Here is a 25,637-nt window from a genome sequence, read left to right on the forward strand (position 1 = left end):
GTGGCGCGCCGGCGCAGCAGCAGTGCCGCGACCACCCCGCCGGCGGCACCGCCCAGGTGCGCCTGCCAGGAGACGTAGCCGGCCACCGTGGGGAGCACCCCGAAGAGGATGCCGCCGTAGGCCAGGAACAGCACCACGGAGAGCAGGATCTGTCCCCAGTGCCGGTTCAGGAAGCCGCGCGCCAGCAGGAAGGCGAACAGCCCGAACACCAGCCCGGACGCGCCCACCGTGATGTTGTGGCCGCCGATCAGCCACACCGTCAGCCCTGAGCCGAGCCAGCTGGAGGCCATCGCGGTGAGGAAGACCCGCAGCCCGGAGAGGAACACCAGGAAGCCGAAGATGATCAGCGGCAGGGTGTTGGAGAACAGGTGGGCCAGGCTGGCGTGCAGCAGCGGGAAGGTGAGGATGTCCACCAGGCCCTCGGGCGTGCGCGGCCGGAGCCCGAACTCCCGGTTTAGTGAATGCAGCATCAGGGTGTTGACGAACTCCACCGCGTAGAGGAACGCCACGAAGGACCCCACCACCGCCAGTCCCTGCCGGGCGCGGGCCGCGGTGGTGCCCCGGCGCTGCTCCCCCTCGGGCGCTTCCAGCACGGCGGCTGCCTAGTGCACCACGATCGGCTGGAACCCCTCGGCCCGGAGCGCGGCCAGGACCTGCTCGCCGTGCTCGTGGCCCTTGGTTTCCAGGTTGACCGTGATGGAGACGTCGCCCATGCTGATCGATCCGCCCACCCGGGTGTGGTCCAGGCCGGTGACGTTCGCGTCGTTCTCGGCGATGATCCGGGCGATGGTGGCCAGCGAACCGGGCCGGTCGTCCAGCATCATCCGCACGGTCATGTACCGGCCGGCGGCGGAGAGGCCGCGCTGGATGACCTTGAGCATGAGCATAGGGTCGATGTTGCCGCCGGAGAGCACGACGGCGGTGGTGCCGGGGTTCTCGATCTTCCCTTCCATCAGCGCGGCGACGCCCACGGCGCCGGCCGGTTCGACGACCATCTTGGCCCGTTCCAGCAGGAAGATCAGGGCCCGGGCGAGGGCGTCCTCGCTGACGGTGACGACGTCGTCCACCAGTTCCCGGATGATGCTGAAGGGCAGCTGGCCGGGGCGGCCGACGGCGATGCCGTCCGCCATGGTGGAGACCCGTTTCAGCGGCACCAGGGCGTCCGCGGCGAGGGAGGGCGGGTAGGCAGCGGCGTTCTCGGCCTGCACGCCGATGATGCGGATGGTTCGGCCCAGTTCCTTGGCGCGGGCCTTCACGGCGACGGCCACGCCGGCGAGCAGCCCGCCGCCGCCGACGCCCATCAGGATGGTGTCCACGTGCGGGATCTGTTCGAGGATCTCCAGCCCCACGGTGCCCTGCCCGGCCACGACGTCGACGTCGTCGAACGGGTGCACGAACACGGCGCCCGATTCGTCCGCGTAGCGCTTGGCCTCGGCGAGTGCCTCATCGACGTTGTGGCCGTGGAGCACCACCTCCGCGCCGTGGCTGCGGGTCGCGGCGAGCTTGGGCAGCGCGACGCCCAGCGGCATGTAGATCCGGGCCTTGATGCCAAGGGCCTTCGCGGCGACGGCCACGCCCTGGGCGTGGTTGCCGGCCGAGGCCGCCACGACGCCCCGCTGCTTCTCGGCCGCGGACAGCTTGGCCATCCGGACGTAGGCGCCGCGGACCTTGAACGAACCGGCACGCTGCAGGTTCTCGCACTTGAAGTAGACCTCGCCGCCCACCAGGCCGCCGAGGGCCCGGGAGGACTCCACCGGGGTGCGGGTAATAATCCCGTCGAGCAGCTTCTGCGCCTCCAGGACATCGTCCAATGTGACGGGAAGGGTCTCGAGGGTATTCACGAACTAGTCTCCTTTTAGGGTTCCTGCGTCGGCGCGAGGGTGGCTTTCCTGCCCGTCGCCCGGGGTGTTGCCGGCTCCGGCCGGGGCGGAAAGGCCCGGTTGGTTGGCGGCTGCCAGCTCTCCATCATGTTCCCACGTTCTGGCCGCGATGTACCGAACGGCCGAGTTTGCTACGGCGAGGATCGGGACGGAGAACAGCGCGCCGGGGATGCCTGCCAGGTAGGAACCGGCGGCGACGGAGAGGATGACGGCCACGGGGTGCAGGGAGACGGCCTTGCCCATCACCAGCGGCTGCAGGATATGTCCCTCCAGCTGCTGGACCAGCAGCACGATGCCGATCATGATCAGCGCGTTGACCAGGCCGTTGGCCACCAGGGCCAGCAGCACGGCTATGGCACCGGTGACCAGCGCGCCGACCACCGGGATGAAGGAGCCGATGAAGACAAGGACGCCCAGCGGCAGCGCGAGCGGCACCCCGATGATCGCGGCGCCGACGCCGATGCCGACGGCGTCGACGAAGGCGACGAACATCTGGATCCGGGTGTAGCTGACCATGGAGCCCCAGCCGCGCCGCCCGGCCCCGTTGACCGCCGGGCGGGCCTTCCGCGGCATCAGCCGGACCAGGAACCGCCAGATCCGCTCGCCTTCGAGCAGGAAGAAGATGGTGACGAAGAGGGCGATCAGCATCCCCGCGGCGAAGTGGCCGGCGGTGCTGCCGAAGGTCAGCGCGCCGCTGACGATGCTGCTGCTGTTCTTCTGCAGCGCGGCGGTGGCCTCCTCGATGTAGGTGTCGATCTGCGCGGCGGTCAAGTGCAGCGGCCCCTCGGAGAGCCAGGTCTGGACCTGCTGGACGCCGGTGAGCGCCTGGCCCCAGAGTTCGCCGAAGCCGGCGGTCAGCTGGCGGCCCACCAGGGCCAGGGCGCCGGCGATCACGCCGATGAAGCCCAGGAGGGTGATGGCGACGGCGAGGCCGTTGGGGACCTTGCGCCGCCGGAGCCAGCGGGTGACCGGGCTGAGCAGCCCGGCGAGGAGGGCGGCGACCATGATCGGGATGATGAGGAAGCTGATCTTGCTCAGCAGCCAGATCAGCGCGCCGGAGACCAGCAGGATCAGGCCCACCCGCCAGGCCCAGGACGCGGCGATCCGGATGCCGTAGGGGATGTCCTCGTCCAGTTCGCGGTCGGTGCGCACGCGGGGCCCGGTTCCGGACGGGGCGGTCCCCTCCCCCGGGGTTCCCGTCGTGATCGGCACTCCCGCCGGCGCGGCGGACAGTGCGGGATCTGCGTAGCCCGGGAGGGTGATTCCGGGGCGGTCGTCGGGACCGGTGCTGTCGGTCGGCAGGGTGGGGCGGGCGTCATCAGCTGGCGTCATTACCCCATAATTGCCTAGCTTGCCTAGGAAAGGAAACGCTACTCGTCCAGCGTGGCGCGGATCCCCCAGGTCATGGAGAACTCCTCGCCGGCGGCGAGCCAGCGCAGCCCGTCACCACTGTTGTACGCGTTCGCCGGGCCGGTCATCGGTTCCAGGGCCACGGCCCGGTTCAGCCCGGGCAGCCGGTCGGTGACGAAGACGTGGACGTAGCGGCAGTGCTCGTCCTGCCAGAGTGTGACGCTGCGCCCGTCGGGGGCGTGCAGCGTGCTGCCGGCCTCGCCGCCGTCGAACTCCAGGTCCGTGTAGGCGCTGTCCAGGTCCAGGTCTCCGGCGCGGCGCCCGGAGCGAATGTCGTAGTCGCCGGCCACGGGCTCGGTATCGCGCGGGATCTGGCGTTCGTCGGTGACCAGGCGGGTGACGCCGGAGACGGTGACGGTGAGGTCCTCGGTGGGCACGTCGCCGATCCGCAGATAGGGGTGGGCGCCCAGCACGAACGGGGCGGAGTCGCGGCCGTCGTTGATGAGGGTCTGCCGGACGGTCAGTCCCAGGTCCTCGCCGAGGGAGTACCGGACCCGGTGCCGGAGCAGGAACGGGTAGCCGTGCTGCGGGAAGACCGCGGCCTCGAGCGTGACGGAGAATTCATCCTCATCCACCAAGGCGTAGCCGGCGTTCCGGAGCAGGCCGTGGCTGGCGTTGTTGTAGCCGACCTCGGTGATGTCCAGCTGGAGTTTCTTGCCGTCGAGGTACCAGATCCCGTCCTCGATCCGGTTGGCCCACGGGGCGAGCATGATGCCGGCGGCGCCCGGGGCGATCTCGTCGTCGGCGTAGGTCTCGGTCAGTGCCACGCCCGCACGGCTGTAGAGCCGCACGCCGCCGGCGAGTTCGGTGATGACGGCGAGAGCATCGCCGCGCCGCAGTTCATACTGCCGGCCGGTGGCGTAGCGGCGGGCCTCGGAGTCGGTTGCTGCGGGGCCGGTTGCGGCGGAGTCAGCGGCGGAGGGGGTGTCGGCGGGAGCGGTGGCGGTCGGTTCCATGGCACCACCGTACCCAACCCGCGGGCTCCCCTCCTAGCGCGCCTTTCCCGTGCTGCGATAGAGCCCCTGATAGACGAAACGGGCCCCGCCGTTAGGCGGGACCCGTTCCCTACTACTTTGAAGCCTGTCGGCCGAAGCCGGCGTCGTGTCAGTCGTCGCCGCGCAAGATGGCCAGCAGGCGGATGATCTCCACGTACAGCCACACCAGGGTGACGGTCAGGCCGAAGGCGGCGGTCCAGGAGAAGCGCTGCGGGGCACCGGCGCGGACGCCGGCCTCGATGCTGGTGAAGTCCATGATCAGCGAGAACGCGGCCAGGCCGATGGCCAGCAGGCCGATGAAGACGCCCAGCGGGATGCCGAAAATCTCGAAGGAGGTACGGAGACCGAACGGGGACTGCACGGCACCGGTCCACATCATCACCATGTTGATCAGCGCGAAAACGGCGTAGCCGATCAGGGCGATCATAAAGAAGCGCATGGCCCTGGGGGTGGCGCGGACCTTGCCGCTCTTGAACAGAACCAGGGTCACGGCGAAGACGGAGAGGGTGCCGATGACGGCCTGCAGGCCGACGCCGGGGAACATGCCGTCGAGGATCCGGGTCAGGCCGCCGAGGAACAGGCCTTCGAGGGCGGCATACGCCAGGATCAGCGCCGGGGAGGGCTGCTTCTTGAAGGTGTTGATCAGGGCCAGGACGAATCCGCCCAGCGCGCCGACCAGCATCAGCATCGAGGCGAGGCCCTGCGCGACGACGAGCGTCACGGCGGCGCCGGCGATCACGGCGGCGAGGCAGGCGGCGGTCTTCATGATGACGTCGTCGAACGTCATCCGGCCCGCGTCAGCGGGCCCGGCGGCAGGGCGGTTGTACAGGTCCTGCAGCTGCTCGCTGCTCATGGCCTGCTGGCCCGCGTTCCAGCCGGCCTGCTGGCCAAACTGGTTCTGCCCGTACTGGGGCTGTCCGTAGTTCTGGCCGTAGGGTGCCTGGCCGTAGTTCTGGCCATAACCCTGGCCGTACGCCTGCGGGGCCGGCGGTGCCTGGGTGGCTCCACGGAAGTTCTTTCCGTTGAAGATCGGATTTCCGCCAAGTGCCATTGCTGGTGTCCTCCAAATAAGGGGGTTGAGTGATGAACTGCGGTGGAGTTCGGTAGTTTCCACGCTACCAATTCCCACGGCCCGCGGGCAGGGTTAGTTCCCGCCGTCGGGCGTCGCAACCCAACCGTGACCTCCCCCGCCCGCCCCGCACGGGGATTGTTTAGGACGCATGGAGATCAACAAAAGTTTTCATTAGCTGAACTAATTGGATACCTGCGTCCAGCTTCACGGTTGTTATGTGATCGCGACGTAATACCTGCTCGGAGCGGCAATTAGCGTCCCGCCGGGGCGGTAACATGAGGCCAACGGGGTGACGGACATCACAACCAGCTTCACCATCAGCTCCATCGCATCGCACCACCGGCTCCACCCGTCCCCCGAACGTTCGCAGCGGTTGCAACGGCGCAACCCAGACCATCCCCACGTGGAGGTTTTCACCTTTGAGAAGCACAACACGAGGCCTGCCCCCGCGGCGCCGCGGCAGAATCATGACAGCTGTAGGCGCGGTCTTCGCCGCCGTCGCAGCCCTTCTGCTCATCGTCGCGCCGGCATCGCAGGCCACGACCCCATCGCCGACACCATCCCCGTCGAGCACCAACTTCCAGAACAGCATCAGCGGCTTCCTCCGCGGTGACGACAGGGCGCCGCTGGCCGGCGTCACCATCACCGCCAAGGGCGAGAACTTCACCGGCACCACCAAGTCGGCCGCCAACGGATCCTGGAACATCGGCGTCCCCACCCAGGGCACCTACGAAGTCGAGCTGGACACCAAGACCCTGCCGGAGGGCGTCAAGCTCGCCGAGGGCCAGGAAAACCCCCGCAAGGTCACCTTCAGCCAGACCTCCAACCTCTCCGTGGTCTTTGCCTTCGGTAAGGGCATCGTGGTCCAGCAGCAGGACTTCGGCCAGAACCTGATCAACCGCCTCGTCGCCGGCCTGAGCTTCGGCCTGCTGCTGGCCCTGGCGTCCGTTGGCTTGTCGCTGATCTTCGGCACCACCGGCCTTACCAACTTCGCCCACGGCGAGATGGTCACCCTCGGGGCCGTCCTGGTCTTCGCCTTCAACGCCATGAACCTGCCGTTCTGGCTCGCGATCATCCTGGCCCTCCTCGGCGGCGGCCTCTTCGGCTACGTCCAGGACGCCGGTCTCTGGAAGCCGCTGCGGCGCCGCGGGACCGGCCTGGTGCCGATGATGATCGTCAGCATCGGGCTGGCCCTGGCGGTCCGTTACGTCATCCAGTTCTACTTCGGCGGCGCCACCCAGCAGCTGCCGTTCGCGCAGAGCGCCGAGATCCAGATCGGCCCGATCTCCATCTCACCGAACAACCTCTGGTCCCTGCTGATCAGCGTGATCGTCATCGCCGTCCTCGGCGTCGTGCTGCTGAAGACCCGCCTGGGCAAGGCCACCCGTGCGGTGGCCGACAACCCCGCCCTTGCCGCGGCCTCCGGCATCGACGTCGACTCAGTGATCCGTATCGTCTGGGTCACCGGCGGCATGCTGGCCTCCCTTGGCGGCATCCTGTGGGCCTACTACCGGCCTGGCGTCACGTTCGACATGGGATCCCAGATCCTGCTGCTCATCTTCGCCGGCGTCACCCTGGGCGGCCTCGGCACCGTGTGGGGCGCCCTCTTCGGCTCCATCATCGTCGGTATCTTCGTGGAGCTCACCACCGTGTTCGGCCTCGCCGCCGACCTCAAGTACGTGGGAGCCCTCTTCATCATGATCGTTGTCCTCTTGTTCCGGCCCCAGGGCATCCTGGGCCGCCGCGAGCGCGTGGGTTAGGAGACAAACATGGACTTCGGATTCATTCTTTCCAGCGCTGCCGGGGAAATCTTCAGCCCGACGACGGCGGCGTACGCACTCGCCGCGCTCGGCCTGGCGGTGCACTTCGGCTACTCGGGCCTGCTGAACTTCGGCCAGGCCGGCTTCATGGCGGTGGGAGCCTACGGCTTCGCCATCTCCACCCTGAGCTTCCACGTGCCGTTTTTCGTGGGCCTGCTGATCGCCGTCGTCTGCTCGGCGATCTTCGCCCTGCTGCTCGGCATCCCCACCCTGCGGCTGCGGGCCGACTACCTGGCCATCGTCACGATCGCGGCCGCGGAAATCGTCCGTTACATCGTCACCACCAACCAGCTGACCTCGGTCACCGGTTCGGCCAACGGCCTGGCCGCCTTCGAGGGCGACTTCTACGCCATGAACCCGTTCCCCGAGGGCTCCTACTTCGGCATGAACAACCGCGACTTCTTCATCCGGGTCGCCGGCTGGGCCCTCGTGATCGTGTGCTGCGTCCTCGTCTGGCTGCTGATGCGCAGCCCGTGGGGCCGCGTCCTCAAGGGCATCCGTGAGGACGAGAACGCCGTCCGCTCCCTCGGCAAGAACGTCTACGCCTACAAGATGCAGGCCCTGGTCATCGGCGGCGTCCTCGGCGCCCTCGCCGGTATGGTCTTCACCCTCCCCCGCGGTGCGGTGCAGCCGGCCAACTACGGCACCGAGCTGACGTTCTTCCTGTACACCTGCCTGCTGCTCGGCGGCCTCGGCACCGTGTTGGGACCGGTCGTCGGCGCCATGATCTTCTGGGTGGTGCTGTCCCTGACCCAGGGCGTGCTCTACGGACTGATCGAGTCCGGCGCCGTCACCTGGCTGAACACGGTCCAGGCCGGTCAGCTGCGCTACATCCTGGTAGGCATCGCCCTGATGCTGCTGATGATCTTCAGGCCGCAGGGCGTCTTTGGCAATAAGAAGGAGCTGGCGTTCGCATGAGCATGCACAGCCAAGAACCCAAGGCCGGCGCCGGCACCACGGCCGACGCCGAGACCATCGATTACATGACGGACTCCCGTCCGATCGCGGCCGGGGAGATCGCGCCCGGCTGCAAGAAGCGGGACCCGATCGTGGTGGCGGAGAACGTCACCCGCAGCTTCGGCGGCATCAACGCCGTCGACGTCGAATACCTGGAAATCCCGCGGCACAAGATCACCGCCCTGATCGGCCCGAACGGTGCCGGCAAGACCACCCTCTTCAACCTGCTGACCGGTTTCGATACCCCGAACACCGGCAAGTGGCAGTTCGAGGGCAACAGCCTGGCCGGCGTCTCCTCCTACAAGGTGGCGCGGATGGGCATGGTCCGCACCTTCCAGCTGACCAAGGTCATGGGCAAGCTCACCGTGATGGAGAACATGCGCCTCGGCGCCTCCAACCAGTCCGGCGAGAAGCTCTACAAGGCGCTGTTCAAGGGAATCTGGGGCGGCGAGGAGAAGCGCATCACCGAGCAGGCCGAGGTGCTGCTGCAGAAGTTCAAGCTCGACGCCAAGAAGGACGACTACGCGGCGTCCCTCTCCGGCGGCCAGCGCAAGCTCCTGGAGATGGCCCGTTCCCTCATGGTCCGGCCCAAGCTGGTCATGCTGGACGAGCCGATGGCAGGCGTGAACCCGGCGCTGACGCAGTCGCTGCTGGACCACATCAAGAACCTCAAGGCCGAGGGCATGACCGTGTTGTTCGTCGAGCACGACATGCACATGGTCCGCCACATCGCCGACTGGGTGGTGGTCATGGCCGAGGGCAAGATCGTCGCCGAGGGCCCGCCCGCCGAGGTGATGAAGAACCCGGCCGTGATCGACGCCTACCTGGGCGCCCACCACGACGTCGACCTCGGCGACTCCGAGGGCATCAAGGAGCTCGCCGCCGAGCTCGAGGCCGACGACGAATCGATCGTCGGCACCGAGAACGCCGGCATCATCTCCTCCGATGTGATCGCGACGGAAACCGCCGACGCCGGAACCGCGCCCGCCGCGGGTGCGGCGCATGGGCGTCGGAGCGCCGAGGAGCCGAACCATGGCGAACAGCCGCACAGCACAGTGAAGGACGCAGAATGAGCGCCACGAGCCCCGCCCCCGCCGCGCAGAGCGGATTCGACGGCGACTCGGTCGTCAAGGTCACCAACCTGGTGGCCGGCTACATCCCGGGCGTCAACATCCTCAACGGGTGCAGCATCGAGGCCCGCAAGGGTGAACTGATCGGCATCATCGGGCCCAACGGCGCCGGCAAGTCGACCCTGCTCAAGGCCATGTTCGGCCTGGTCAAGGTCCATTCCGGCTCCGTGGTGGTCCGCGGCCAGGACATCACCGGGCTGAAGGCGAACAAGCTGGTCACCAAGGGCGTCGGTTTCGTCCCGCAGACCAACAACGTCTTCGCGGCCCTGACCATCGAAGAGAACCTGCAGATGGGCATGTTCCAGCGGCCCAAGGACTTCGCCAAGCGGTTCGAGTTCGTCGCGGACCTCTTCCCGGAACTGGCGAAGCGGCGTGCCCAGCGCGCCGGTTCCCTCTCCGGCGGGGAACGCCAGATGGTCGCCATGGGCCGGGCCCTGATGATGGACCCGGCGGTGCTGCTTCTCGATGAGCCCTCGGCCGGCCTCTCCCCCGTCAAGCAGGACGAGACCTTCCTGCGGGTGCACGAGATCAACCGGGCCGGCGTCTCCGTGATCATGGTCGAGCAGAATGCCCGCCGCTGCCTGCAGATCTGCGACCGCGGCTACGTCCTGGACCAGGGCAAGGACGCGTACACCGGCACCGGCCGGGAGCTGATGAAGGATCCCAAGGTCATCCAGCTTTACCTGGGCACCCTGGCCGACACCGTCGAGTAGTTCCAGGCTCCCCCTCCGAAGGGTCGTCACCACACCGGTGGCGGCCCTTCTGCATGCCTTGGCGCCCGCGGCCTGTATCCGCCCGGCGCCGAGGTTTCCGCTGCGATTTCAGACCTCCGCGCCCCGGACCCGAGGTGCCCTCGTCCGAAACCGCCGCGGGTGTCCGGAACCGCCGCCTCAGCAGGAGCACCCACGTTACTTAGTGACGGCTCAGGCGCCCGTTCAGGTCGCAGTGGACTCTCCGCGCTGATCCCGCCTCCACCGACCCCCACCGGCCCCGGACCTCCTCCGCGCGCCCGTTTCCGCCCAGCGTCGAGGTTTCCGCGGGGGAATCGGACGGCCGCATCCCGGACCAGCGGTGCCCCTGTCTGAAACCGCAGCGGACACTCCCCGCTGCTCCCACCTACACCGCGCCTTCACAGGCCCCGACACCCCACCGTCGCCACGTATCCGTCCGATGTGGAGTTTTCGCGCCGGTTTCGGACTTCCGCACCCGGGACCCGACGTGCGAATGTCCGGAACCGCAGCGGAAGTCCGGGACCGTCGCCTGAGGCGCCCCTGCCGGTCCACTCCCTGTTTCACCGCGTCATACGAATGTTTCCGCCCGGCGTCGAGGATTCCGCGGCGGAATCGGACCTGCGCACCCCGGACCCGGCGTGCCCGAGTCCGGAACCGCAGCGCAAATCCGGAACCCCTGCGGAGAGTCCAGGCAGTACCCGCAGACGCAGGAAACCCCCGCCCAGATGGACGGGGGTTTCCTGTATGTCAGTCAGAGGCGGGGCTTAGAGCTTGCCGAACTCTTCCTTGACGGGCTTGTAGCTGTTGTCATCCTGGTACTCGTAAATGCCGATGTAGGCTTCCGTCGGGTCACCGGCGTCGGAAAACGTTACGGGGCCGGACTGGCCGTCGTAGTCGATGTCCTTGCCGTTGCGGAGCAGGGTGACGCAGGTGGCGAAGCTGTTGCACTTCTCGCCGCCTTCGGAGACGTCCTTGAGGTGCTTGGCGATCTCCGTGCCCTTGGTGCTCTTGGCTTCCTCCGCGGCCAGGGCGATCAGGTTCACGGCGTCGTAGGACTCGCCTGCGTAGCTGTAATCCTTCAGCGCCGGGTCGATGCCGAGCAGCTTCTTCTTGAAGTCATCCTTGGCGAAGGTACCGGGGATGGTGCCCTGGGCGCCCTTGAGGGTGCCTGCCTTGAAGTCCTTGCTGTAGTCGGACATGTTGCCGTCCACCATGAAGATCTGCGTGGGCTTGACGCCCTTGCCGGTGATCAGCGGAACGATGCTCTTGGCCTGGTCGAAGGTGATCAGTGCGATCGCGTCCGGCTTGGCGGCGAGGACCTTGTCCACCTGGCTGCTGAACTGCGAGTCACCCTCGTTGAAGAGTTCCTGCGCCACAACCTTGCCGCCGGCGGCCTCAACTGCGGACTGGATGTTCTTGGCCAGGCCGGTGCCGTAGGCGTCGTTGAGGACGATCATGCCGACGGTCTGGGCGCCACAGGTGGTCATGTAGTTGCCCAGGACCTTGCCCTGCAGGACGTCGGAGGGAGCGGTGCGCCAGTAGAGGCCCTTGTCGTCCCAGGTGGTGAAGTCCGGCGAGGTGTTGGCCGGGGAGAACTGGATGACGCCCGCGCCGGTGATCTGGTTGATCACGGTCTTGGAGACACCGGAGGAGGCGGCGCCGATGATGGCGCTGACACCCTGGCCGAGGAGCGCGGTGGTGGACTGCGTGGCGATGTCGGTCTTGGTGTCGCCGGAGTCGCGGTGGATGACCTCGACCGGCTTGCCCAGGACGCCGCCGGCATCGTTGATTTCCTTGATGCCGAGGTTGACGCCGGCGATTTCCGGCGGGCCAAGGAAGGCGAGCGAACCGGTGGTCGGCAGCAGCGAACCGATCTTCAGCGGGGTATCCGTGGTGGTCGAGGAAGCGGGCACGGAGCCTGCGGCGCTGGCCGAGCTGCTGGCAGCTGCGGAGGCGCTGGGAGCCGGGCAGGAAATGCCGCCGGCCTGGCTGGAGGCCGAAGCCGAGCCGGAGCCGCTGGACGAGGGCGTGGACGAACCGCCACAAGCCGTAGCCAGAAGGGCGACGCCGATGCTAAGCGCGGTGAGCTTGGCAATGCGCGGCGCCGCCTGGGGGAGTGAAGTCATAGAGAGGTCTCCTCGATCGAAAGGTGCGAACGGCCTTTGACGCGAAAGATCAGGTGTTCCTGATTTAGCTTCAAGCTAGTGCAATTTCAGCCCGAAAATAAGTGACTACGGTCACATCCTTATAACACTCGTTGCCTAGGGGGAATCAGGCCCCCAAACCGCCCCCAAACCCCTCCCCGGGCCGCAAAGAGCACCCGAGAGGACGCACCCGGATGACACAAAACCGCCCCGGCCCTTCACAAAGGAAGGGCCGGGGCGGCGACGTTGTACCCCAGGTGGGACTCGAACCCACAACACGCGGATTTTAAGTCCGATGCCTCTGCCAATTGGGCTACTGGGGCGCCGGACAATCGTATCGTGCCGGCACCCCTCAGCCGTGGCCACCGTCGGCGTCGAAGGGCGCCGCGTACCGGAAGGTGCCGTTCACTCCCCCGGGCCAGAGCGCCAGCGGCAGCAGCTGGAAGTACTCGCCCCACGCCGGGTCCGGCGCCTGCACTCCGAGGGAGGTGGAGGGAACGAAGCCAAACCGAGCATAGTAGTCCGGGCTGCCGAGGAGGGCGATGCCCCGCTCCCCCGCGGCGTTGGCCCGGCTGATGGTCTCCTTCATCAGGGCCGAGCCGATGCCGTGCCGCTGCAGCCGCGGCGTCACCCCCAGCGGGCCGAGCCCCAGCAGCTCCAGCTCCCCCACCCGGCCGCGGGTGCTGATCACGTGGCCCACGATCTCGCCGTCGAGCTCGGCGACAACGCTGAACGCCGGCAGGTACTCCCCGCACTCGAAGAGGGCCGCCAGCAGCCCCACCTCCTCGGGTTCGCCCTCGACCGGCTCCCCGGTGACCGGGGAGATCGCGAACGCCGCGCGGGTCAGCTCGAGCAGGGCCGGGCGGTCCCCCGGATGCTCGTCGCGCAGCACCAGCCGCGGTTCCGGGGCCGGGGTGCCGCCGCTGGCGGACCGGTTGGCGGCGGACAGTTCGTGGAGCACCTCAAGGGCACGTTCGGCGTCGGGGACCGGGACGAGCAGGTGATCGTGGTGGAAACCGGCCAGGACTTTGACGCCGATCTTCGCCTCGGCCAGGGCGGCACTGATGGCGGCGGTCAGGCCGGCGGCCCCGTCCGCGGAGGGGACCTGGGCGGTGATCCAGGCCGCCGCATGGTCATAGGGCAGGTCCTGGGCGTCGGCGTCGGCGCGGGGCAGCACCACGGTGAGCCCGTCGGCCTCGCGGACGGCGGCGGCGATGTGGCCGCTCAGCGGCCTGCCCTCGGGCCAGCGGACGTAGACATACTCGCCTTCGCGGACCGCCGGATGCATCGAGGCGAGCAGGGCATGCAGGTCTTTCTCGGCCGGGGTCATGGCCCCAGTCTAGGCACGCTACCAGGGCCCGGGGCCAGGAGTGCGTCCGCCACAAGCGGTACAACGACGACGGCGGCCGCTCCCCTGCGTGGGGAACGGCCGCCGTCGTGGTGACTGCGGGTGGACTACTTGGCGTCCGCCGGCTTGGGGGCCGGGGTGGCCGCGGCGACGAACGCGCCGCGCGGGTTGTCCAGGTCCATCAGCTGGGTGGTGTCGCGGCCTAGGAAGAGCTGCCAGAACCAGCCGGAGATCACGCGGATCTTGCGCTCGACCGTGGGCATTGCCAGGCCGTGGTAGCCGCGGTGGGCGAGCCAGGCCAGCGGGCCCTTGAGGCCGATGCGGCCGATCAGGTTGATGTTCGCGACGCCCTTCCATTCGCCGAAGCCGGCGACGGCGCCCAGGTTCTTGTGCTTGTAGTCCTTGAGTTCCTTGCCCCAGCGGGAGGCCCACAGGTTCTTGGCGAGGCGCTTGGCCTGGCGCAGCGCGTGCTGGGCGTTGGGGACGCAGGTGCCGTCCGGGAGGCCCTTGCCCGTGAGGTCGGGCACGGCCGCGACGTCACCGGCGGCCCAGGCGTTCTCGATGATGCCTTCGTCGCCGGCGATGCGCAGGTCCGGGAGGACGCGCACGCGGCCGCGGGGCTCGAGCGGGAAGTCGGTGGAGCGGACCATCGGGTTGGCCTGCACACCGGCGGTCCAGACGAGGGTGTCCGACTCGAACTCCTGTGCGGGGGTCTTGTCCGGCAGGTTGATCAGCTTGATGGCACCCTCGGCGTTGTCCAGCGAGGTGTTCAGCAGCACCTCGATGCCGCGGCTGCGCAGGTGCTCGACGACCCACTCGGCCTGCTGGGCGGTGACCTCGGGCATGATGCGGCCCATGGCCTCGACCAGCACGAAGCGGATTTCTTCCTGCTTGACGCGCGGGTTCTTCTTGACCGCGGCACGGGCCAGGTCTTCCATTTCGGTGATGCACTCGATGCCGGCGAAGCCGCCGCCGACGACGACGAATGTCAGGGCGCGGGCGCGCTCGACCGGGTCGGTCATCAGGGAGCCGGTCTCGATCCGCTCGAGGACGCTGTTGCGCAGGGCGACGGCTTCCTCGATGGTCTTCAGGCCGATGCCCTTGTCCGCGAGGCCCTTGATCGGGAAGGTGCGGGTGATGGCGCCGGCGGCCAGGACGACGTCGAAGTACGGGATCTCGAAGTTCTCGCCGCCGTCGGCCGGGGCGACCACGGCGGTGCGGTTGGCGTGGTCGATCGAGAGGACGCGGCCCTCGATGAGCTCGGTCTGGGTCAGGTGCCGGCGGTGCGAAACGACCGCGTGGCGTGCCTCGATGTTGCCGCCGGCAACCTCAGGCAGGAACGGCTGGTAGGTCATGTAGGGCAGCGGGTCGACGACGGTGACAATGCCACCGGCGTTTGCGATCTTCTTCTGCAGTTTGAGGGCTACGTACAGGCCGACGTACCCGCCGCCGACGACGAGTACCCTGGGACGGTCCTGGAGCTGAGGAGTGGATGCCATGGGTCCAGAATACCGCACTTTGTGAAAACCTTCACTAACTATTCGGGGCTGTGACGTCGTCCGGCTCCGGGACCGTGGCGGCGGCCTCCGGGGCGCTCCCCCGAACCGCCCGGCGGAGCTGGATGGCCGCCCCGGCGATGATGCAGACGATCAATCCGCCGAAGCCCAGGACCACCAGCGCGGGCACGGCGGTATCCGCCGGGGACGGCGCCTGGGCCACCGGGACCGAGGGCTCCGGCAGGGCCGGCGCGGCGCTGGAGGGCGGGGGCGCGGCGGCCGGCGCCGAAGTCGCCGGAATGCCCCGCCGGTGCACGCGGATCCAGTCGGAAATGGTGCCCAGCGGGTTCACCGTGGTTTCTGGGACGTCAGCCTTCAACGCCGCCTCGGCATTGAGCACCCCGTAGCCGTAGAGCGGGTCCTTGCCGGGGGCGCCGGAGTCCTTGGCGGTGCTGACGATCCGGTTGATCACCTGGCTGGCGGTCATGTCCGGCCATTTGGAGCGGATCAGGGCGGCGACGCCGGCGACGATCGGGGTGGCACCGGAGGTTCCGGCCCACTCGGCGTAGCCGCCGCCGGGCAGCCCACCAATGAGGTTCTCGGCCGGGGCGGCGACGCCGATGCTGATGCCCTGGGAGGAGGAGTCGATGCTGGCGGCGCCCTTCCGGTCCAGTCCGGCCACTGTCAGCACACCGGGAATCGTGGCAGGGGCGCCGACCTGGACGTTGCCGCCCACGCGGTTGCCGGCCGCCGCGACGATGACGACGTCCTTTTGTTCGGCGTAGAGGAACGCCGCGTCCCAGCTCTGCGGCCACTCCGGAGAGGTGCTGCCGAGGGAGATGTTGATGACTCGGGCACCGTTGTCCACGGCCCAGCGCACGGCGGCCGGGATCTGGTCCTGGTCGCTCTTGCCGCCGGGGTTGGCCGAGCCGAGCCAGGTGGAGACGGAGAGGATCTGGGCCTCGGGTGCGACGCCGACGATCCCGTCCGGTCCCGGCCCGGAGGCGGTGGGACTCGGGCTGGGCGAGGGCGCGTCGGTGGCCGGGGCAGGCTGGTGGCCGCGGCCGGCGAGCATCGTGGCCACCAAGGTGCCGTGTTCGGGCTTGGCCCCGATGCTTTTCTGCCCGTCGGGCGCCCCTGCACCGGAGATGTCCGTTCCGCCGGCCAGCGCGCCGGCGAGGTCGGCGTGCTTGCCGTCCACGCCGCTGTCGATCACGGCCACCTTCACGCCGGCGCCCTTGGAGACCTCCCAGGCCTTGGTGATGCCGGATTCGGCGAGCCAGTATTCCTTATCCCGCGTGCTGTCGGCTACGGCGGCCGGGGCCACCGTCAGGGTGGCTGCGGCACTGGCGCCGGCGAGGGCCACGGCAATCAGGGCTGAGACGGTCCGGCTCAGCCGGGCTGGTGCTCTGGTCATTCGGGTCCAATCGGCGCTTCGACTGCCGGAGCCGCAGCGTGGCGCACGGCGCTAGCTGATGCTCAGGGCAATTCCGTCAAGAATATCGTGTTCGCTGGTCACGGCCGTGGTGATGACGCCGCCGGTGGCCTCCGCCATCCGTTCGGCAATCCGGCGCCACACGAGTCCGCCGGCGCCGATCACGTCCACGCGGCCCGGGTGCATATAGGGCAGCGCGGCCCGGTTCTCCCGCGGCATGTCCAGCAGCGAGGTGCATGCGGCGCGCACGGCGTCCAGTCCCAGTTCGGTGGCGTGGATGGCGTCCGCGGAGTATTCCGGCAGCTTCAGGGCGTGGGCGGTGATGGTGGTGACGGAGCCCGCGACGCCGATCAGGGCGGTGGCCCGTTCCAGCGGCACGGTCCGGGCGGCCTCGTCGATGGCAGCGTCGACGTCGGCGGTGGCGGCGGCGACCTGGTCCGCGGTGGGCGGGTCGGCTTTGAGGTGCCGCTCGGTCATCCGGACGCAGCCGACGTCGACCGAGCGGGCGGCGATGACGCCGTCGGCGTTGCCGAGGACGAATTCGGTACTGCCGCCGCCGAGGTCGACGACGAGGACGGGGTCGGTCCCGCGGAAGGGCAGGACACTGCTGGCGCCGGCGAAGGACAGCGCAGCCTCCTCGTCGCCGGAGATGACCTCGGGCTCGACGCCGAGGAGTTCGCGGACGCCGTCGATGAAGACCTGGCGGTTGCGGGCGTCGCGGGTGGCCGAGGTGGCGACGAAGCGCACGCTCGCGGCGTCGTGCCGGCGGATCAGCCCGGCGTAGTCGGCGGTGGCGGCGAGGGTGCGCTCGAGGGCCTCGGGCGCGAACTCCCCCGTGGCGTCGACGCCCTGGCCCAGCCGGACCACGCGCATCTCACGCACGACGTCAGTGAGCTTGGGCGCGGCCGGATCGGTAGTGTCGACGTCGGCGATCAGCAGGCGGATGGAGTTGGTGCCGCAGTCGATGGCGGCGACGCGGCTCACTGGGCCGCCCCGTCGGTCGTGCCGGCTGCAGAGGCTGCGGACGCGTCGGAGCTTTCGGCCCGGTTCCTGCGCACGGGTGCCGGCCGGCCGACGATATCGGGCAGGCCCTGCGGGCCGTGGCGGCTCAGGTCCCGGCTGGGGGCCTCGCCGGCGGTGTCCCAGGCACCGTCGCAGTAGCAGCGGTCCCGCGTCCACCATTCGGCGATCGCGTCGATGGCCTCGTCGCCGAGGGGGTTGACGCCGGGACCGGCGGCCAGGGAGTGGCCCACCAGGACGTGCAGGCATTTAACCCGGGTGGGCATCCCGCCGGCGGAGACGCCGTCGATCTCGGGGACCGGGCCGGTGCCCGAACGTTCGCCGATCTCGGCGCGGGACTGAAGGTAGGCCTCGTGGGCGGAGCGGTACCGGTCCGCGAGCTCTGCGTCTTCGACGAGCCGGTCGTTCATCTCGTTCATCAGGCCGGCGGCTTCGAGCCGGGACACGGCCGAGGTGATAACCGGGTGCGTCAGGTAGAAGGTGGTGGGGAACGGGGTGCCGTTGCTCAGCCGCGGGGAGGTCGCAGCGACCAGCGGGTTGCCGCAGACGCAGCGGGCGGGGATCTCGACGACGTCGCGCACCGGCCGGCCCAGCTGGCGGCTGAGGACGTCGAGGTCCCGGGCCGTCGGGGTGCGGTGGTCCGCGGCGGGGCCGCCGGTTCCGGACTGGGGGGCGTCCACTCGGTTCTGGTCCACGGGTGCGGCACCTTCCTGCCCTGTTGGGAGGACCGGGTCCGGTGCTCCGGCGGCGGGCGCCGCTTTTAGTCTGTTGCTGATCGGCGGATGGATTCCCAGAGGGAGTCCACCCACGGCAGGGTTTCCTGGCTGTCGCCGCTGGTCGCGGCGGCGCCGGTGGCCGGGGTGTCGGCGGGAATGTCGCTGCCGAACACCCAGTACCCGGTTTCGCCGGGCATAACCATGTTAATCCGGTCGCGGGCCTGCTGTTTGACGAAGTTGGGGTCCTGCCAGCGTGAAATCTGCCGCTTCAGGTCCGCCTGCTTGGCCTGGCTGGCGGTGATGTCCGCCTGGAGGCCGGCGATTTCGGAGCGCTTCTCGAGGAAGATCTTGACCGTGGGGGCCAGCAGGATGGTGATGGCCACCATGACCAGGGCCAGCGCCAGCATCCGGCCGGAGAAGGCCTTGGCGGGGACGGGGTCGGTGCTGTCCGTGACGCGCTCGACGACGGGCTTGCTTCCCGGCGTCGTGCCGGACGCGCCCTTGGGGGTGCCGGCAGCGGGGCGGGACGCGGGGGCGCCCGGAGTCGCGGCTGCGGTGGCGCCGTTGGCGGTCCGGCCCGGGGCGGGGTGTGCGGTGCGGCTGGTGCCCGGTCCGGGGACCTGCGACGGGGCGTGGGCCTGGCGGGATCCGCCGAAGTCGGCCCGGATCACGTCGCCGCCGTCGGGCTCCCCCCGGCCGGCGGCCGGTGCAGTAGCTGCCGGCGCGGCTGCCCTGGGAACTTTGGGACGGCGGGTTGCCATGTCACTCCTTCACAACTGGCCGGCACATTGGCCGGACCGGGGGCCAGCTCCGGCCGGCCAAAACAGAACCGGTGGCCATGGTTCTTTCCACCATAGCCACCGGTCACTGGTTATTGCGGGTACTAGCCCTTGAAACGCGGGAAGGCGCTGCGGCCGGCGTAGCGTGCGGCGTCGTCCAGCTCCTCCTCGATGCGCAGGAGCTGGTTGTACTTGGCGACGCGCTCGGAGCGGGCCGGGGCGCCGGTCTTGATCTGGCCGGCGTTGGTGGCCACGGCGATGTCCGCGATGGTGGTGTCCTCGGTCTCGCCGGAGCGGTGGGAGGTGATGGTGGTGTACCCGTTGCGCTGGGCCAGGGAGACGGCGTCCAGGGTCTCGGTCAACGAACCGATCTGGTTGACCTTGACCAGCAGGGAGTTGGCGGTCTTGGCGTCGATGCCGGTCTGCAGGCGCTCCGGGTTGGTGACGAAGAGGTCGTCGCCGACGATCTGGACCTTGTCCCCGATGCTGTCGGTGAGGGTCTTCCAGCCCTCCCAGTCGTTCTCGTCCAGCGGGTCTTCGATGGAGACCAGCGGGTAGTCGGCGACCAGTTCGGCGTAGTAGGCGCTCATTTCGGCGGAGCTCAGGGTCTTGCCCTCGAACTCGTAGGAGCCGTTCTTGAAGAACTCGGAGGAGGCGACGTCCAGGGCCAGGGCCACGTCCTTGCCGGGGGTGTACCCGGCGTTCTTGATGGCTTCCTGGATCAGGTCCAGGGCGGCGCGGTTGGAGGGCAGGTTCGGGGCGAAGCCGCCCTCGTCGCCCAGGCCGGTGGCCAGGCCCTTGGACTGCAGCACGGCCTTGAGCGCGTGGTAGACCTCGACGCCCCAGCGGAGGCCCTCGGAGAAGGTCTCGGCGCCCAGCGGGACAACCATGAATTCCTGGATGTCGACGTCGGAGTCGGCGTGCGAGCCGCCGTTGAGGATGTTCATCAGCGGTACGGGCAGGACGTGGGCGTTCGGGCCGCCCAGGTACTTGTACAGCGGCAGGTCTGCGGAGGCGGCGGCGGCGTTGGCCACGGCCAGGGAGACGCCCAGGATGGCGTTGGCGCCGAGCTTGCCCTTGTTGGCGGTGCCGTCGAGGTCGATCATGGCCTGGTCGATGCTGCGCTGGTCCGTGGCGTCGAAGCCGATCAGGGCCGGGGCGATCTGGTCGATGACGGCGTCGACGGCCTTCTGGACACCCTTGCCGAGGTAGCGGCCCTTGTCGCCGTCGCGCAGTTCCACCGCCTCGTGCTCGCCGGTGGAGGCGCCGGAGGGAACCGCCGCGCGGCCGATCTGGCCGTCGGAGAGCAGGACTTCAACTTCTACGGTCGGGTTGCCGCGGGAATCGAGGATCTCGCGGGCGTGGATGGCATCGATAAGCGCCATGGAAATGCTCCTTTGGGTGAAGCGGTGTGTTGGGTATCTGACTGCTGGAAACTCAGGGGTGGTCAAGCCATCGTGGACGTCCTCGTCACCCCCTAGCCTAGTCCAGAGGGGCCGGGGTTACGGAAAGTTATTAAGTCCCGGCTACGTCCCGGGACGGGGTGCCCCGGCGGCGGGATCCGGGGGTGCGGTCCCGCCCGCGGCGGCGGCCTGGAAGCGGCGGTTGGCGGCCCGGAGCGCCCGTTCGGCGTCCAGCCCCCGGGCCCGGGCGGCGGCCACCATGGCGAACAGGGCCTCGCCCAGCTCCTCCTCGGTGTGCGGATCGGGCGCGGGTTCGGTTCCGGCCCGGGTTCCGCCTGGTTCGGGCACGACCGCGGGCACGACGGCGGCCGGCCGGGCGGGCAGGCCGGCCCGCTCCGCGCGGTCGAGCAGCTTCTGTGTCCGGGCCAGGGCGGGCAGCGCAGCCGGGACGCCGTCGAAGGCATGGCCGAGCCCGGACTTCTCCGCCCGCTTCACCGCGTCCCAGGTCTGCACGATCTCCTCCACCGTGGCGGGGAAGGTCTCGTGGAGGGTGCCGTCGGGACGGAAGACGTGCGGGTTGCGGCGGATCATCTTCTCGCGCAGGCCGCGGGCGACGTCGACGAAGTCGAAGGCGCCGCGTTCCTCGGCCAGCCGGGCGTGCAGCACCACCTGGAGCAGCACGTCGCCCAGCTCGGCGCGGAGTTCGGCGTCGCCGTGCCCGCCCTCGATGGTTTCCGCCGTCTCGAAGGCCTCCTCGAGGAGGTACTCCACGAGGGAGTCGTGGGTGAGGGCGCCCATCCAGGGGCAGTGGAGTCGTAGCTGGGCGATCACGTCCAGGAGCGCATCCACTGCCCCGGAAGGAGCGGCCTCGGGGTTGCTAGCCAAGGTCGGCGTAGGCCTCGTTGATGTACTCGACCAGGGCTTCCTTCTCCTCCAGCGGGAGGAAGGCGGCCTCGGCGGCGTTGAGGGTGAGTTCCAGCAGGTCGTCGAGGTCGTAGTCGAAGGTTTCCACCAGCAGTTCGAACTCGTCGGTGAGGGTCACGCCGCTCATCAGCCGGTTATCGGTGTTGATGGTGACGTTGAAGCCCAGCTGGTAGAGCATGTCCACGGGGTGGCTCTCGATGCCCTCGCCGAAGCCGGAGATGGCGCCGGTCTGCAGGTTGGAGGACGGGCAGATTTCCAGGGCGATGCCCCGGTCCCGGACCCAGCCGGCGAGGTCGCCGAGGGTGACCATGCCGATGGTGTCGGGAACCTCGTCGCCCTCGGTCCCGTCGGCCTCCGCTTCCTCGAATTCGATGCTGACGTCCTCGGCGATCCGGACGCCGTGGCCCAGGCGGAGGGCGCGGCCGTCCACCAGGGCGGACTGGATGCTTTCCAGGCCGGCGGCCTCGCCGGCGTGCACGGTGGCCGGGAAGTTGTGCTGGGCCAGGTAGGTGAAGGCGTCCTTGAACCGGGAGGGCAGGAAGCCGTCCTCGGCGCCGGCGATGTCGAAGCCGACGGCGCCCTGGTGGCGGTGGCGGACGGCGAGTTCGGCGATTTCCTGGCTGCGGTCGGCGTGGCGCATGGCGGTGATCAGCTGACCCACCTGAATCTCGCGGCCGGTTTCGGAGACGGCCTCGACGCCGGCGTCGAGCCCGGCCTGGACCGCCTCGACGACCTCGTCCAGGGTCAGTCCCCGCTGCAGGTGCTGCTCGGGTGCCCAGCGCACCTCGCCGTAGACGACGCCGTCGTCGGCCAGGTCCTCGACGAATTCCTTGGCGACCCGGAAGAGGCCCTCCTTCGTCTGCATCACGGCGATGGTGTGGTCGAAGGTCTCGAGGTAGCGGACGAGCGAACCGGAGTCGGCGGACTCCCGGAACCACTCCCCCAGCGCCACGGGATCGGTGGACGGCAGGGTGTGCCCGACCTCGGCGGCCAGGTCGATGATGGTGGCCGGACGCAGTCCGCCGTCCAGGTGGTCGTGGAGGGAAACCTTCGGCAGGACCTTCAGGTCGAACTCGAGGTCAGGGGCTTCGTCAGCAATAGTCTCAGTCACGCTCCCACCATAGGGTCGGACGGCGCCGCGGCGCTACTTCCGCGAGGCGTCGCTTGGCGTGTGCCGGGCCGGGGCCACGGCCTCGTGGGCGGGCTCCGGCGCGCTCCCGTGAGCGGACTCCGGTGCAGCCTCGCCGGCGGCCTCGTCGCGGCGGCCCAGGCGCTTGTGCCACCAGCGCAGCGCGTGGTCCACGACAACGCCGAGCACGATCGCGAAGACGACGGCGATCCCGGCGCTGAGCAGCGGGTTGTGGTGCAGCCACGGGAACGAGCTGGCCAGGAGGCCGATGCCCAGCGAGTACACCACCCAGGTCAAGCAGGCGAAGGCGTCGAGCAGGAAGAAGCGGCGGTGCGGGAATCCCGTGGTGCCGGCGACGTAGTTGACCGCGACGCGTCCCCAGGGAATGTAGCGGGCGGTGAAGATCAGCACGGCGCCGCGCTTCTCGAGCTCGTACCGGGCCCAGGCGAAGACGCGCTGCACCTTGGGCTTGCGCATCCAGCGGAAGCGTTCCAGCCCGATCCGGCTTCCCAGCAGGTAGGCCATGTTGTCGCCGGCGATCGCGCCGACCAGGGCCGTCAGGCCGAGGATCCAGAGGTTGGGCTCACCGCTGTGCCGTGAGTACGCGGCGAGGGCCACGATCAGGGTCTCGCTGGGCACCACCATCGCGAAGCCGTCGACAAAGAAGAAGACCAGCAGGAGGGGGTAAATCCACCATTGGCCGGCGGCATGGAGCACGGCCTCATTAATGAACTCCACGCGGGCTGTGCTCCTCGGAAACTGAACTGGTGCGGACAACGGAAAGGGTGCGGAACGGGAGGCGTCTCACGCCGTCGTCGACGGGGTGATGTGCATCGCATCCCAGTGTCCCATGCCCGGCTCCCCCGGCGCTACGCGGCGAGGTCACGGCGGTGCGCGGGGTCGTCACGGCGCCTTCATCGGGCTTCCCCGGCGCAGCCGGTTCAGGACCAGGTCCACGGCGATGCCGAGCAGGACCGCGCAGATGATGGCGATGGTGGCGGCAAGCAGGTGGTTGTGATCGAACCATTGGCCGAAGAACAGTCCAATGCCCACCGAGTACGCGCCCCATAGGACCGCGGAGAGCGCGGTGAGGCCGACGAACTGGGGCCGGGAATAGCCGGTTGCCCCGGCGGTGAGGTTGACGGCAACTCGGCCGATGGGGATGAAGCGGGCCACCATGATCAGCGATGCGGGCCGTTTCCTCAGCTCCCGGCCGGCCCAGGCCAGCGCCCGCTGGGTCCGGTAGCCCCGCATCCAGCGCCAGCGGTCGGTCCCGGCAGAACGGCCGATCGCATAGGCGATGTTGTCTCCGGCGAAGGCCCCGGCGGCGGCCACGGCGAGCAGCAGGACCGGGTTGGGAACGCCGGCGCTGGCGGTGACGGCGGCCAGGCCCACCACCACGGACTCGCTCGGCACCGGCGGGAAGAACCCGTCGACGAGGCAGCAGGCGAACACCAGGATGAGAACCCACGGCTGGCCCGCGGCTGCCAGGATGAAGTCGTTAATTGCCTGCACGGTTTCCTAACGCACGGCGGGACCCGGTTTCTCCCGGACTGCTGTGCAGCCAGTGTACTGCCGGGTCCCCGCGGTGGTCTTAGGCGATGCGGTCGATGATCAACTGCTGGGCCGGACGGGATCCCTCGGGGGCAATCACGGCGGCGTGCTCCAGTGCTTCCTTGGCCCGGTCGAACTTCTCCGGGGTGTCGGTCAGCAGCGTCATCAGCGGCTCGCCGGCCCGCACAGTAGCGCCGGGCTTGGCGTGCATCCGCACGCCGGCGCCGGCCTGGACCTGGTCCTCCTTGCGGGCGCGACCGGCGCCCAGGCGCCAGGCCGCGACGCCGACGGCCATAGCGTCGAGTTCCACCAGCACGCCGTCGGCCTGGGCGTAGATGGTTTCGGATTCCTTGGCCACCGGCAGCGCCGCGCGCGGGTCGCCACCCTGCGCCTCGATCATCCGGTTCCAGACGTCCATGGCGCGGCCGTCCTTGAGCGCGGCCCGCGGGTCGGCGTCGTGGACGCCGGCGCAGGCCAGCATCTCCTCGGCCAGCCGGACGGTGAGTTCGACGACGTCCTCGGGACCGCCGCCGGCGAGCACCTCCACGGACTCCTCGACCTCGATCGCGTTGCCGGCGGTCAGGCCCAGCGGGGTGTTCATGTTGGTGAGCAGGGCCACGGTGTTGACGCCCGCGTCCTTGCCCAGGGCCACCATGGTCTCGGCCAGCTCCCGGGCGCGCGTCTCGTCCTTCATGAACGCGCCGCTGCCCACCTTGACGTCCAGGACCAGGGAGCCGGTGCCCTCGGCGATCTTCTTACTCATGATCGAGGACGCGATCAGCGGGATCGCCTCGACCGTTCCGGTGACGTCGCGCAAGGCGTAAAGCTTCTTGTCCGCCGGGGCCAGGCCGGCGCCGGCGGCGCAGATGACCGCGCCCACGTCCTGCAGCTGGGCGAGCATTTCCTCGTTGCTGAGGTTGGCCCGCCAGCCCGGGATCGCCTCGAGCTTGTCCAAGGTGCCGCCGGTGTGGCCCAGGCCGCGGCCGGAGAGCTGCGGGACGGCGACGCCGAAGACGGCCACCAGGGGCGCCAGCGGGAGGGTGATCTTGTCCCCCACGCCGCCGGTGGAGTGCTTGTCCGAGGTGGCCTTCACGCCGCCGTCGGGCCGGCGCAGGCTGGAGAAGTCCATCCGCTCGCCGGAGGCGATCATCGCCGCGGTCCAGCGGGAGATCTCCGCACGGTCCATGCCGTTGAGCAGGATGGCCATGTTCAGGGCGGCCATCTGCTCGTCGGCGATGGCGCCGCGGGTGTACGCGTCGATGGTCCAGTCGATCTGGGCGGCGCTGAGCGTGCCCTTGTCCCGCTTGGTGCGGATGATGTCGACGGCGTCGAAGGATTCCGTGTTAGCGGAAGAGTGGGTGGACGGGGTCATCGGGTTTCCTCCAGATGTTGGGGGCCAAAGGCGTCGGGCAGCACCTGGTCCATCGTCTTGATGCCCTGGGTGGTCATGAGTTCCATGTCCGGGGCGCGGAATTCGTAGAGCAACTGGCGGCAGCGGCCGCACGGCATCAGGACGGTGCCGTGCGCGTCGACGCAGTAGAAGGCGCGCAGCGTTCCGCCACCTGTCATCTGCAGGTTGCCCACCAGGGTGCACTCGGCGCAGAGGGTGAGGCCGTAACTGGCGTTTTCGACGTTGCAGCCGCTGACAATCCGACCGTCCGCGGTGAGGGCGGCGGCCCCTACCGGGAAGGACG

The 25,637-nt window shown here is 69.1% G+C and carries 23 protein-coding genes and 1 tRNA gene; 4 read left to right on the top strand and 20 right to left on the bottom strand.

Features of this window, described 5'->3' with window-relative positions:
- The 5 genes from AB0305_RS17260 to AB0305_RS17280 all read right to left on the bottom strand — a co-directional run.
- The coding region (locus AB0305_RS17260) for a rhomboid family intramembrane serine protease (RefSeq protein ID WP_366173494.1) at positions 1 to 593 on the bottom strand (593 nt) is incomplete at its 3' end.
- A 9-nt stretch (positions 594 to 602) separates the two neighbouring features.
- On the bottom strand, positions 603 to 1,841 hold the full coding sequence (gene ilvA, locus AB0305_RS17265; protein ID WP_290258559.1) for a threonine ammonia-lyase: 1,239 nt from the start codon (positions 1,839 to 1,841) through the stop codon (positions 603 to 605).
- 3 nt (positions 1,842 to 1,844) lie between these two features.
- Positions 1,845 to 3,212, bottom strand: coding sequence for an AI-2E family transporter (locus tag AB0305_RS17270; RefSeq protein WP_364136821.1), 1,368 nt, complete (start codon positions 3,210 to 3,212; stop codon positions 1,845 to 1,847).
- 38 nt (positions 3,213 to 3,250) lie between these two features.
- The gene (locus AB0305_RS17275; RefSeq protein WP_364136819.1) at positions 3,251 to 4,246 is read right to left on the bottom strand and encodes an aldose 1-epimerase family protein; all 996 of its coding nucleotides are present in this window, start codon (positions 4,244 to 4,246) and stop codon (positions 3,251 to 3,253) included.
- Between the two features lie 148 nt (positions 4,247 to 4,394).
- Positions 4,395 to 5,336, bottom strand: coding sequence for a Bax inhibitor-1/YccA family protein (locus AB0305_RS17280; RefSeq protein WP_364136817.1), 942 nt, complete (start codon positions 5,334 to 5,336; stop codon positions 4,395 to 4,397).
- Positions 5,337 to 5,824: 488 nt separating this feature from the next.
- Between AB0305_RS17280 and AB0305_RS17285 the strand changes: the two genes are divergently transcribed.
- The 4 genes from AB0305_RS17285 to AB0305_RS17300 are packed head-to-tail and all read left to right on the top strand — an operon-like array spanning position 5,825 to position 9,977.
- Positions 5,825 to 7,117, top strand: coding sequence for a branched-chain amino acid ABC transporter permease (locus tag AB0305_RS17285; protein WP_290258563.1), 1,293 nt, complete (start codon positions 5,825 to 5,827; stop codon positions 7,115 to 7,117).
- Positions 7,118 to 7,126: 9 nt separating this feature from the next.
- Positions 7,127 to 8,095: a branched-chain amino acid ABC transporter permease gene (locus tag AB0305_RS17290; protein WP_290258564.1), complete on the top strand. Its 969-nt coding sequence runs from the start codon at positions 7,127 to 7,129 to the stop codon at positions 8,093 to 8,095.
- Positions 8,092 to 9,207, top strand: coding sequence for an ABC transporter ATP-binding protein (locus AB0305_RS17295; RefSeq protein WP_364136815.1), 1,116 nt, complete (start codon positions 8,092 to 8,094; stop codon positions 9,205 to 9,207). The genes AB0305_RS17290 and AB0305_RS17295 overlap by 4 nt, the downstream gene beginning before the upstream one ends.
- Entirely contained in the window at positions 9,204 to 9,977 is a 774-nt protein-coding gene (locus tag AB0305_RS17300) for an ABC transporter ATP-binding protein (RefSeq protein ID WP_290258566.1), read from the top strand. The genes AB0305_RS17295 and AB0305_RS17300 overlap by 4 nt, the downstream gene beginning before the upstream one ends.
- 782 nt (positions 9,978 to 10,759) lie before the next feature.
- On the opposite strand, the gene AB0305_RS17305 is transcribed toward AB0305_RS17300, so the two are convergent.
- From AB0305_RS17305 to AB0305_RS17375, 15 genes are all read right to left on the bottom strand, one after another.
- Positions 10,760 to 12,121, bottom strand: coding sequence for an ABC transporter substrate-binding protein (locus AB0305_RS17305; protein WP_290258567.1), 1,362 nt, complete (start codon positions 12,119 to 12,121; stop codon positions 10,760 to 10,762).
- Between the two features lie 267 nt (positions 12,122 to 12,388).
- A tRNA-Leu gene (locus AB0305_RS17310) sits at positions 12,389 to 12,462 on the bottom strand.
- 29 nt (positions 12,463 to 12,491) lie between these two features.
- Entirely contained in the window at positions 12,492 to 13,469 is a 978-nt protein-coding gene (locus AB0305_RS17315) for an ACT domain-containing protein (RefSeq protein WP_364136812.1), read from the bottom strand.
- Positions 13,470 to 13,594: 125 nt separating this feature from the next.
- A complete protein-coding gene (locus tag AB0305_RS17320; protein WP_364136810.1) occupies positions 13,595 to 14,986 on the bottom strand; it encodes an FAD-dependent oxidoreductase in 1,392 nt (463 codons plus the stop codon).
- Between the two features lie 34 nt (positions 14,987 to 15,020).
- Entirely contained in the window at positions 15,021 to 16,400 is a 1,380-nt protein-coding gene (locus tag AB0305_RS17325; RefSeq protein ID WP_364136808.1) for a S8 family serine peptidase, read from the bottom strand.
- A 51-nt stretch (positions 16,401 to 16,451) separates the two neighbouring features.
- Complete coding sequence (locus tag AB0305_RS17330; RefSeq protein WP_364136806.1) at positions 16,452 to 17,402, bottom strand: Ppx/GppA phosphatase family protein; 951 nt, start codon at positions 17,400 to 17,402, stop codon at positions 16,452 to 16,454.
- Complete coding sequence (locus AB0305_RS17335; protein WP_364137295.1) at positions 17,399 to 18,118, bottom strand: DUF501 domain-containing protein; 720 nt, start codon at positions 18,116 to 18,118, stop codon at positions 17,399 to 17,401. Before AB0305_RS17335 ends, AB0305_RS17330 begins: the two co-directional genes overlap by 4 nt.
- 80 nt (positions 18,119 to 18,198) lie before the next feature.
- On the bottom strand, positions 18,199 to 18,915 hold the full coding sequence (locus AB0305_RS17340) for a septum formation initiator family protein (protein WP_364136804.1): 717 nt from the start codon (positions 18,913 to 18,915) through the stop codon (positions 18,199 to 18,201).
- A 122-nt stretch (positions 18,916 to 19,037) separates the two neighbouring features.
- Complete coding sequence (eno, locus tag AB0305_RS17345; protein ID WP_364136802.1) at positions 19,038 to 20,318, bottom strand: phosphopyruvate hydratase; 1,281 nt, start codon at positions 20,316 to 20,318, stop codon at positions 19,038 to 19,040.
- Between the two features lie 141 nt (positions 20,319 to 20,459).
- Positions 20,460 to 21,134 (bottom strand): MazG nucleotide pyrophosphohydrolase domain-containing protein, encoded by a 675-nt coding sequence (locus AB0305_RS17350; protein WP_364137293.1) that lies wholly within the window; start codon positions 21,132 to 21,134, stop codon positions 20,460 to 20,462.
- A 79-nt stretch (positions 21,135 to 21,213) separates the two neighbouring features.
- The gene (locus tag AB0305_RS17355) at positions 21,214 to 22,371 is read right to left on the bottom strand and encodes an adenosine deaminase (protein WP_364136800.1); all 1,158 of its coding nucleotides are present in this window, start codon (positions 22,369 to 22,371) and stop codon (positions 21,214 to 21,216) included.
- Positions 22,372 to 22,404: 33 nt separating this feature from the next.
- Positions 22,405 to 23,127: a DedA family protein gene (locus AB0305_RS17360; RefSeq protein ID WP_364136798.1), complete on the bottom strand. Its 723-nt coding sequence runs from the start codon at positions 23,125 to 23,127 to the stop codon at positions 22,405 to 22,407.
- Positions 23,128 to 23,292: 165 nt separating this feature from the next.
- A complete protein-coding gene (locus tag AB0305_RS17365) occupies positions 23,293 to 23,904 on the bottom strand; it encodes a DedA family protein (RefSeq protein ID WP_364136796.1) in 612 nt (203 codons plus the stop codon).
- A gap of 79 nt (positions 23,905 to 23,983) precedes the next feature.
- Positions 23,984 to 25,315, bottom strand: a complete 1,332-nt coding sequence (locus AB0305_RS17370) for a thymidine phosphorylase (RefSeq protein ID WP_364136794.1) — start codon at positions 25,313 to 25,315, stop codon at positions 23,984 to 23,986.
- Positions 25,312 to 25,637 (bottom strand): cytidine deaminase (locus AB0305_RS17375; RefSeq protein WP_366173502.1); only part of this gene is annotated, 326 nt, incomplete at its 5' end. The genes AB0305_RS17375 and AB0305_RS17370, both read right to left, overlap by 4 nt.

The sequence above is a fragment of the Arthrobacter sp. NPDC080086 genome (assembly GCF_040702285.1).

Bases quoted from the DNA above. Each gene is read 5' to 3' on its own strand.
- AB0305_RS17270 (WP_364136821.1), bottom strand. From the start codon at position 3,212: ATGACGCCAGCTGATGACGCCCGCCCCACCCTGCCGACCGACAGCACC.
- AB0305_RS17275 (WP_364136819.1), bottom strand. From the start codon at position 4,246: ATGGAACCGACCGCCACCGCTCCCGCCGACACCCCCTCCGCCGCTGAC.
- AB0305_RS17280 (WP_364136817.1), bottom strand. From the start codon at position 5,336: ATGGCACTTGGCGGAAATCCGATCTTCAACGGAAAGAACTTCCGTGGA.
- AB0305_RS17285 (WP_290258563.1), top strand. From the start codon at position 5,825: ATGACAGCTGTAGGCGCGGTCTTCGCCGCCGTCGCAGCCCTTCTGCTC.
- AB0305_RS17290 (WP_290258564.1), top strand. From the start codon at position 7,127: ATGGACTTCGGATTCATTCTTTCCAGCGCTGCCGGGGAAATCTTCAGC.
- AB0305_RS17295 (WP_364136815.1), top strand. From the start codon at position 8,092: ATGAGCATGCACAGCCAAGAACCCAAGGCCGGCGCCGGCACCACGGCC.
- AB0305_RS17300 (WP_290258566.1), top strand. From the start codon at position 9,204: ATGAGCGCCACGAGCCCCGCCCCCGCCGCGCAGAGCGGATTCGACGGC.
- AB0305_RS17305 (WP_290258567.1), bottom strand. From the start codon at position 12,121: ATGACTTCACTCCCCCAGGCGGCGCCGCGCATTGCCAAGCTCACCGCG.
- AB0305_RS17315 (WP_364136812.1), bottom strand. From the start codon at position 13,469: ATGACCCCGGCCGAGAAAGACCTGCATGCCCTGCTCGCCTCGATGCAT.
- AB0305_RS17320 (WP_364136810.1), bottom strand. From the start codon at position 14,986: ATGGCATCCACTCCTCAGCTCCAGGACCGTCCCAGGGTACTCGTCGTC.
- AB0305_RS17325 (WP_364136808.1), bottom strand. From the start codon at position 16,400: ATGACCAGAGCACCAGCCCGGCTGAGCCGGACCGTCTCAGCCCTGATT.
- AB0305_RS17340 (WP_364136804.1), bottom strand. From the start codon at position 18,915: ATGGCAACCCGCCGTCCCAAAGTTCCCAGGGCAGCCGCGCCGGCAGCT.
- eno (WP_364136802.1), bottom strand. From the start codon at position 20,318: ATGGCGCTTATCGATGCCATCCACGCCCGCGAGATCCTCGATTCCCGC.
- AB0305_RS17350 (WP_364137293.1), bottom strand. From the start codon at position 21,134: ATGGGCGCCCTCACCCACGACTCCCTCGTGGAGTACCTCCTCGAGGAG.
- AB0305_RS17370 (WP_364136794.1), bottom strand. From the start codon at position 25,315: ATGACCCCGTCCACCCACTCTTCCGCTAACACGGAATCCTTCGACGCC.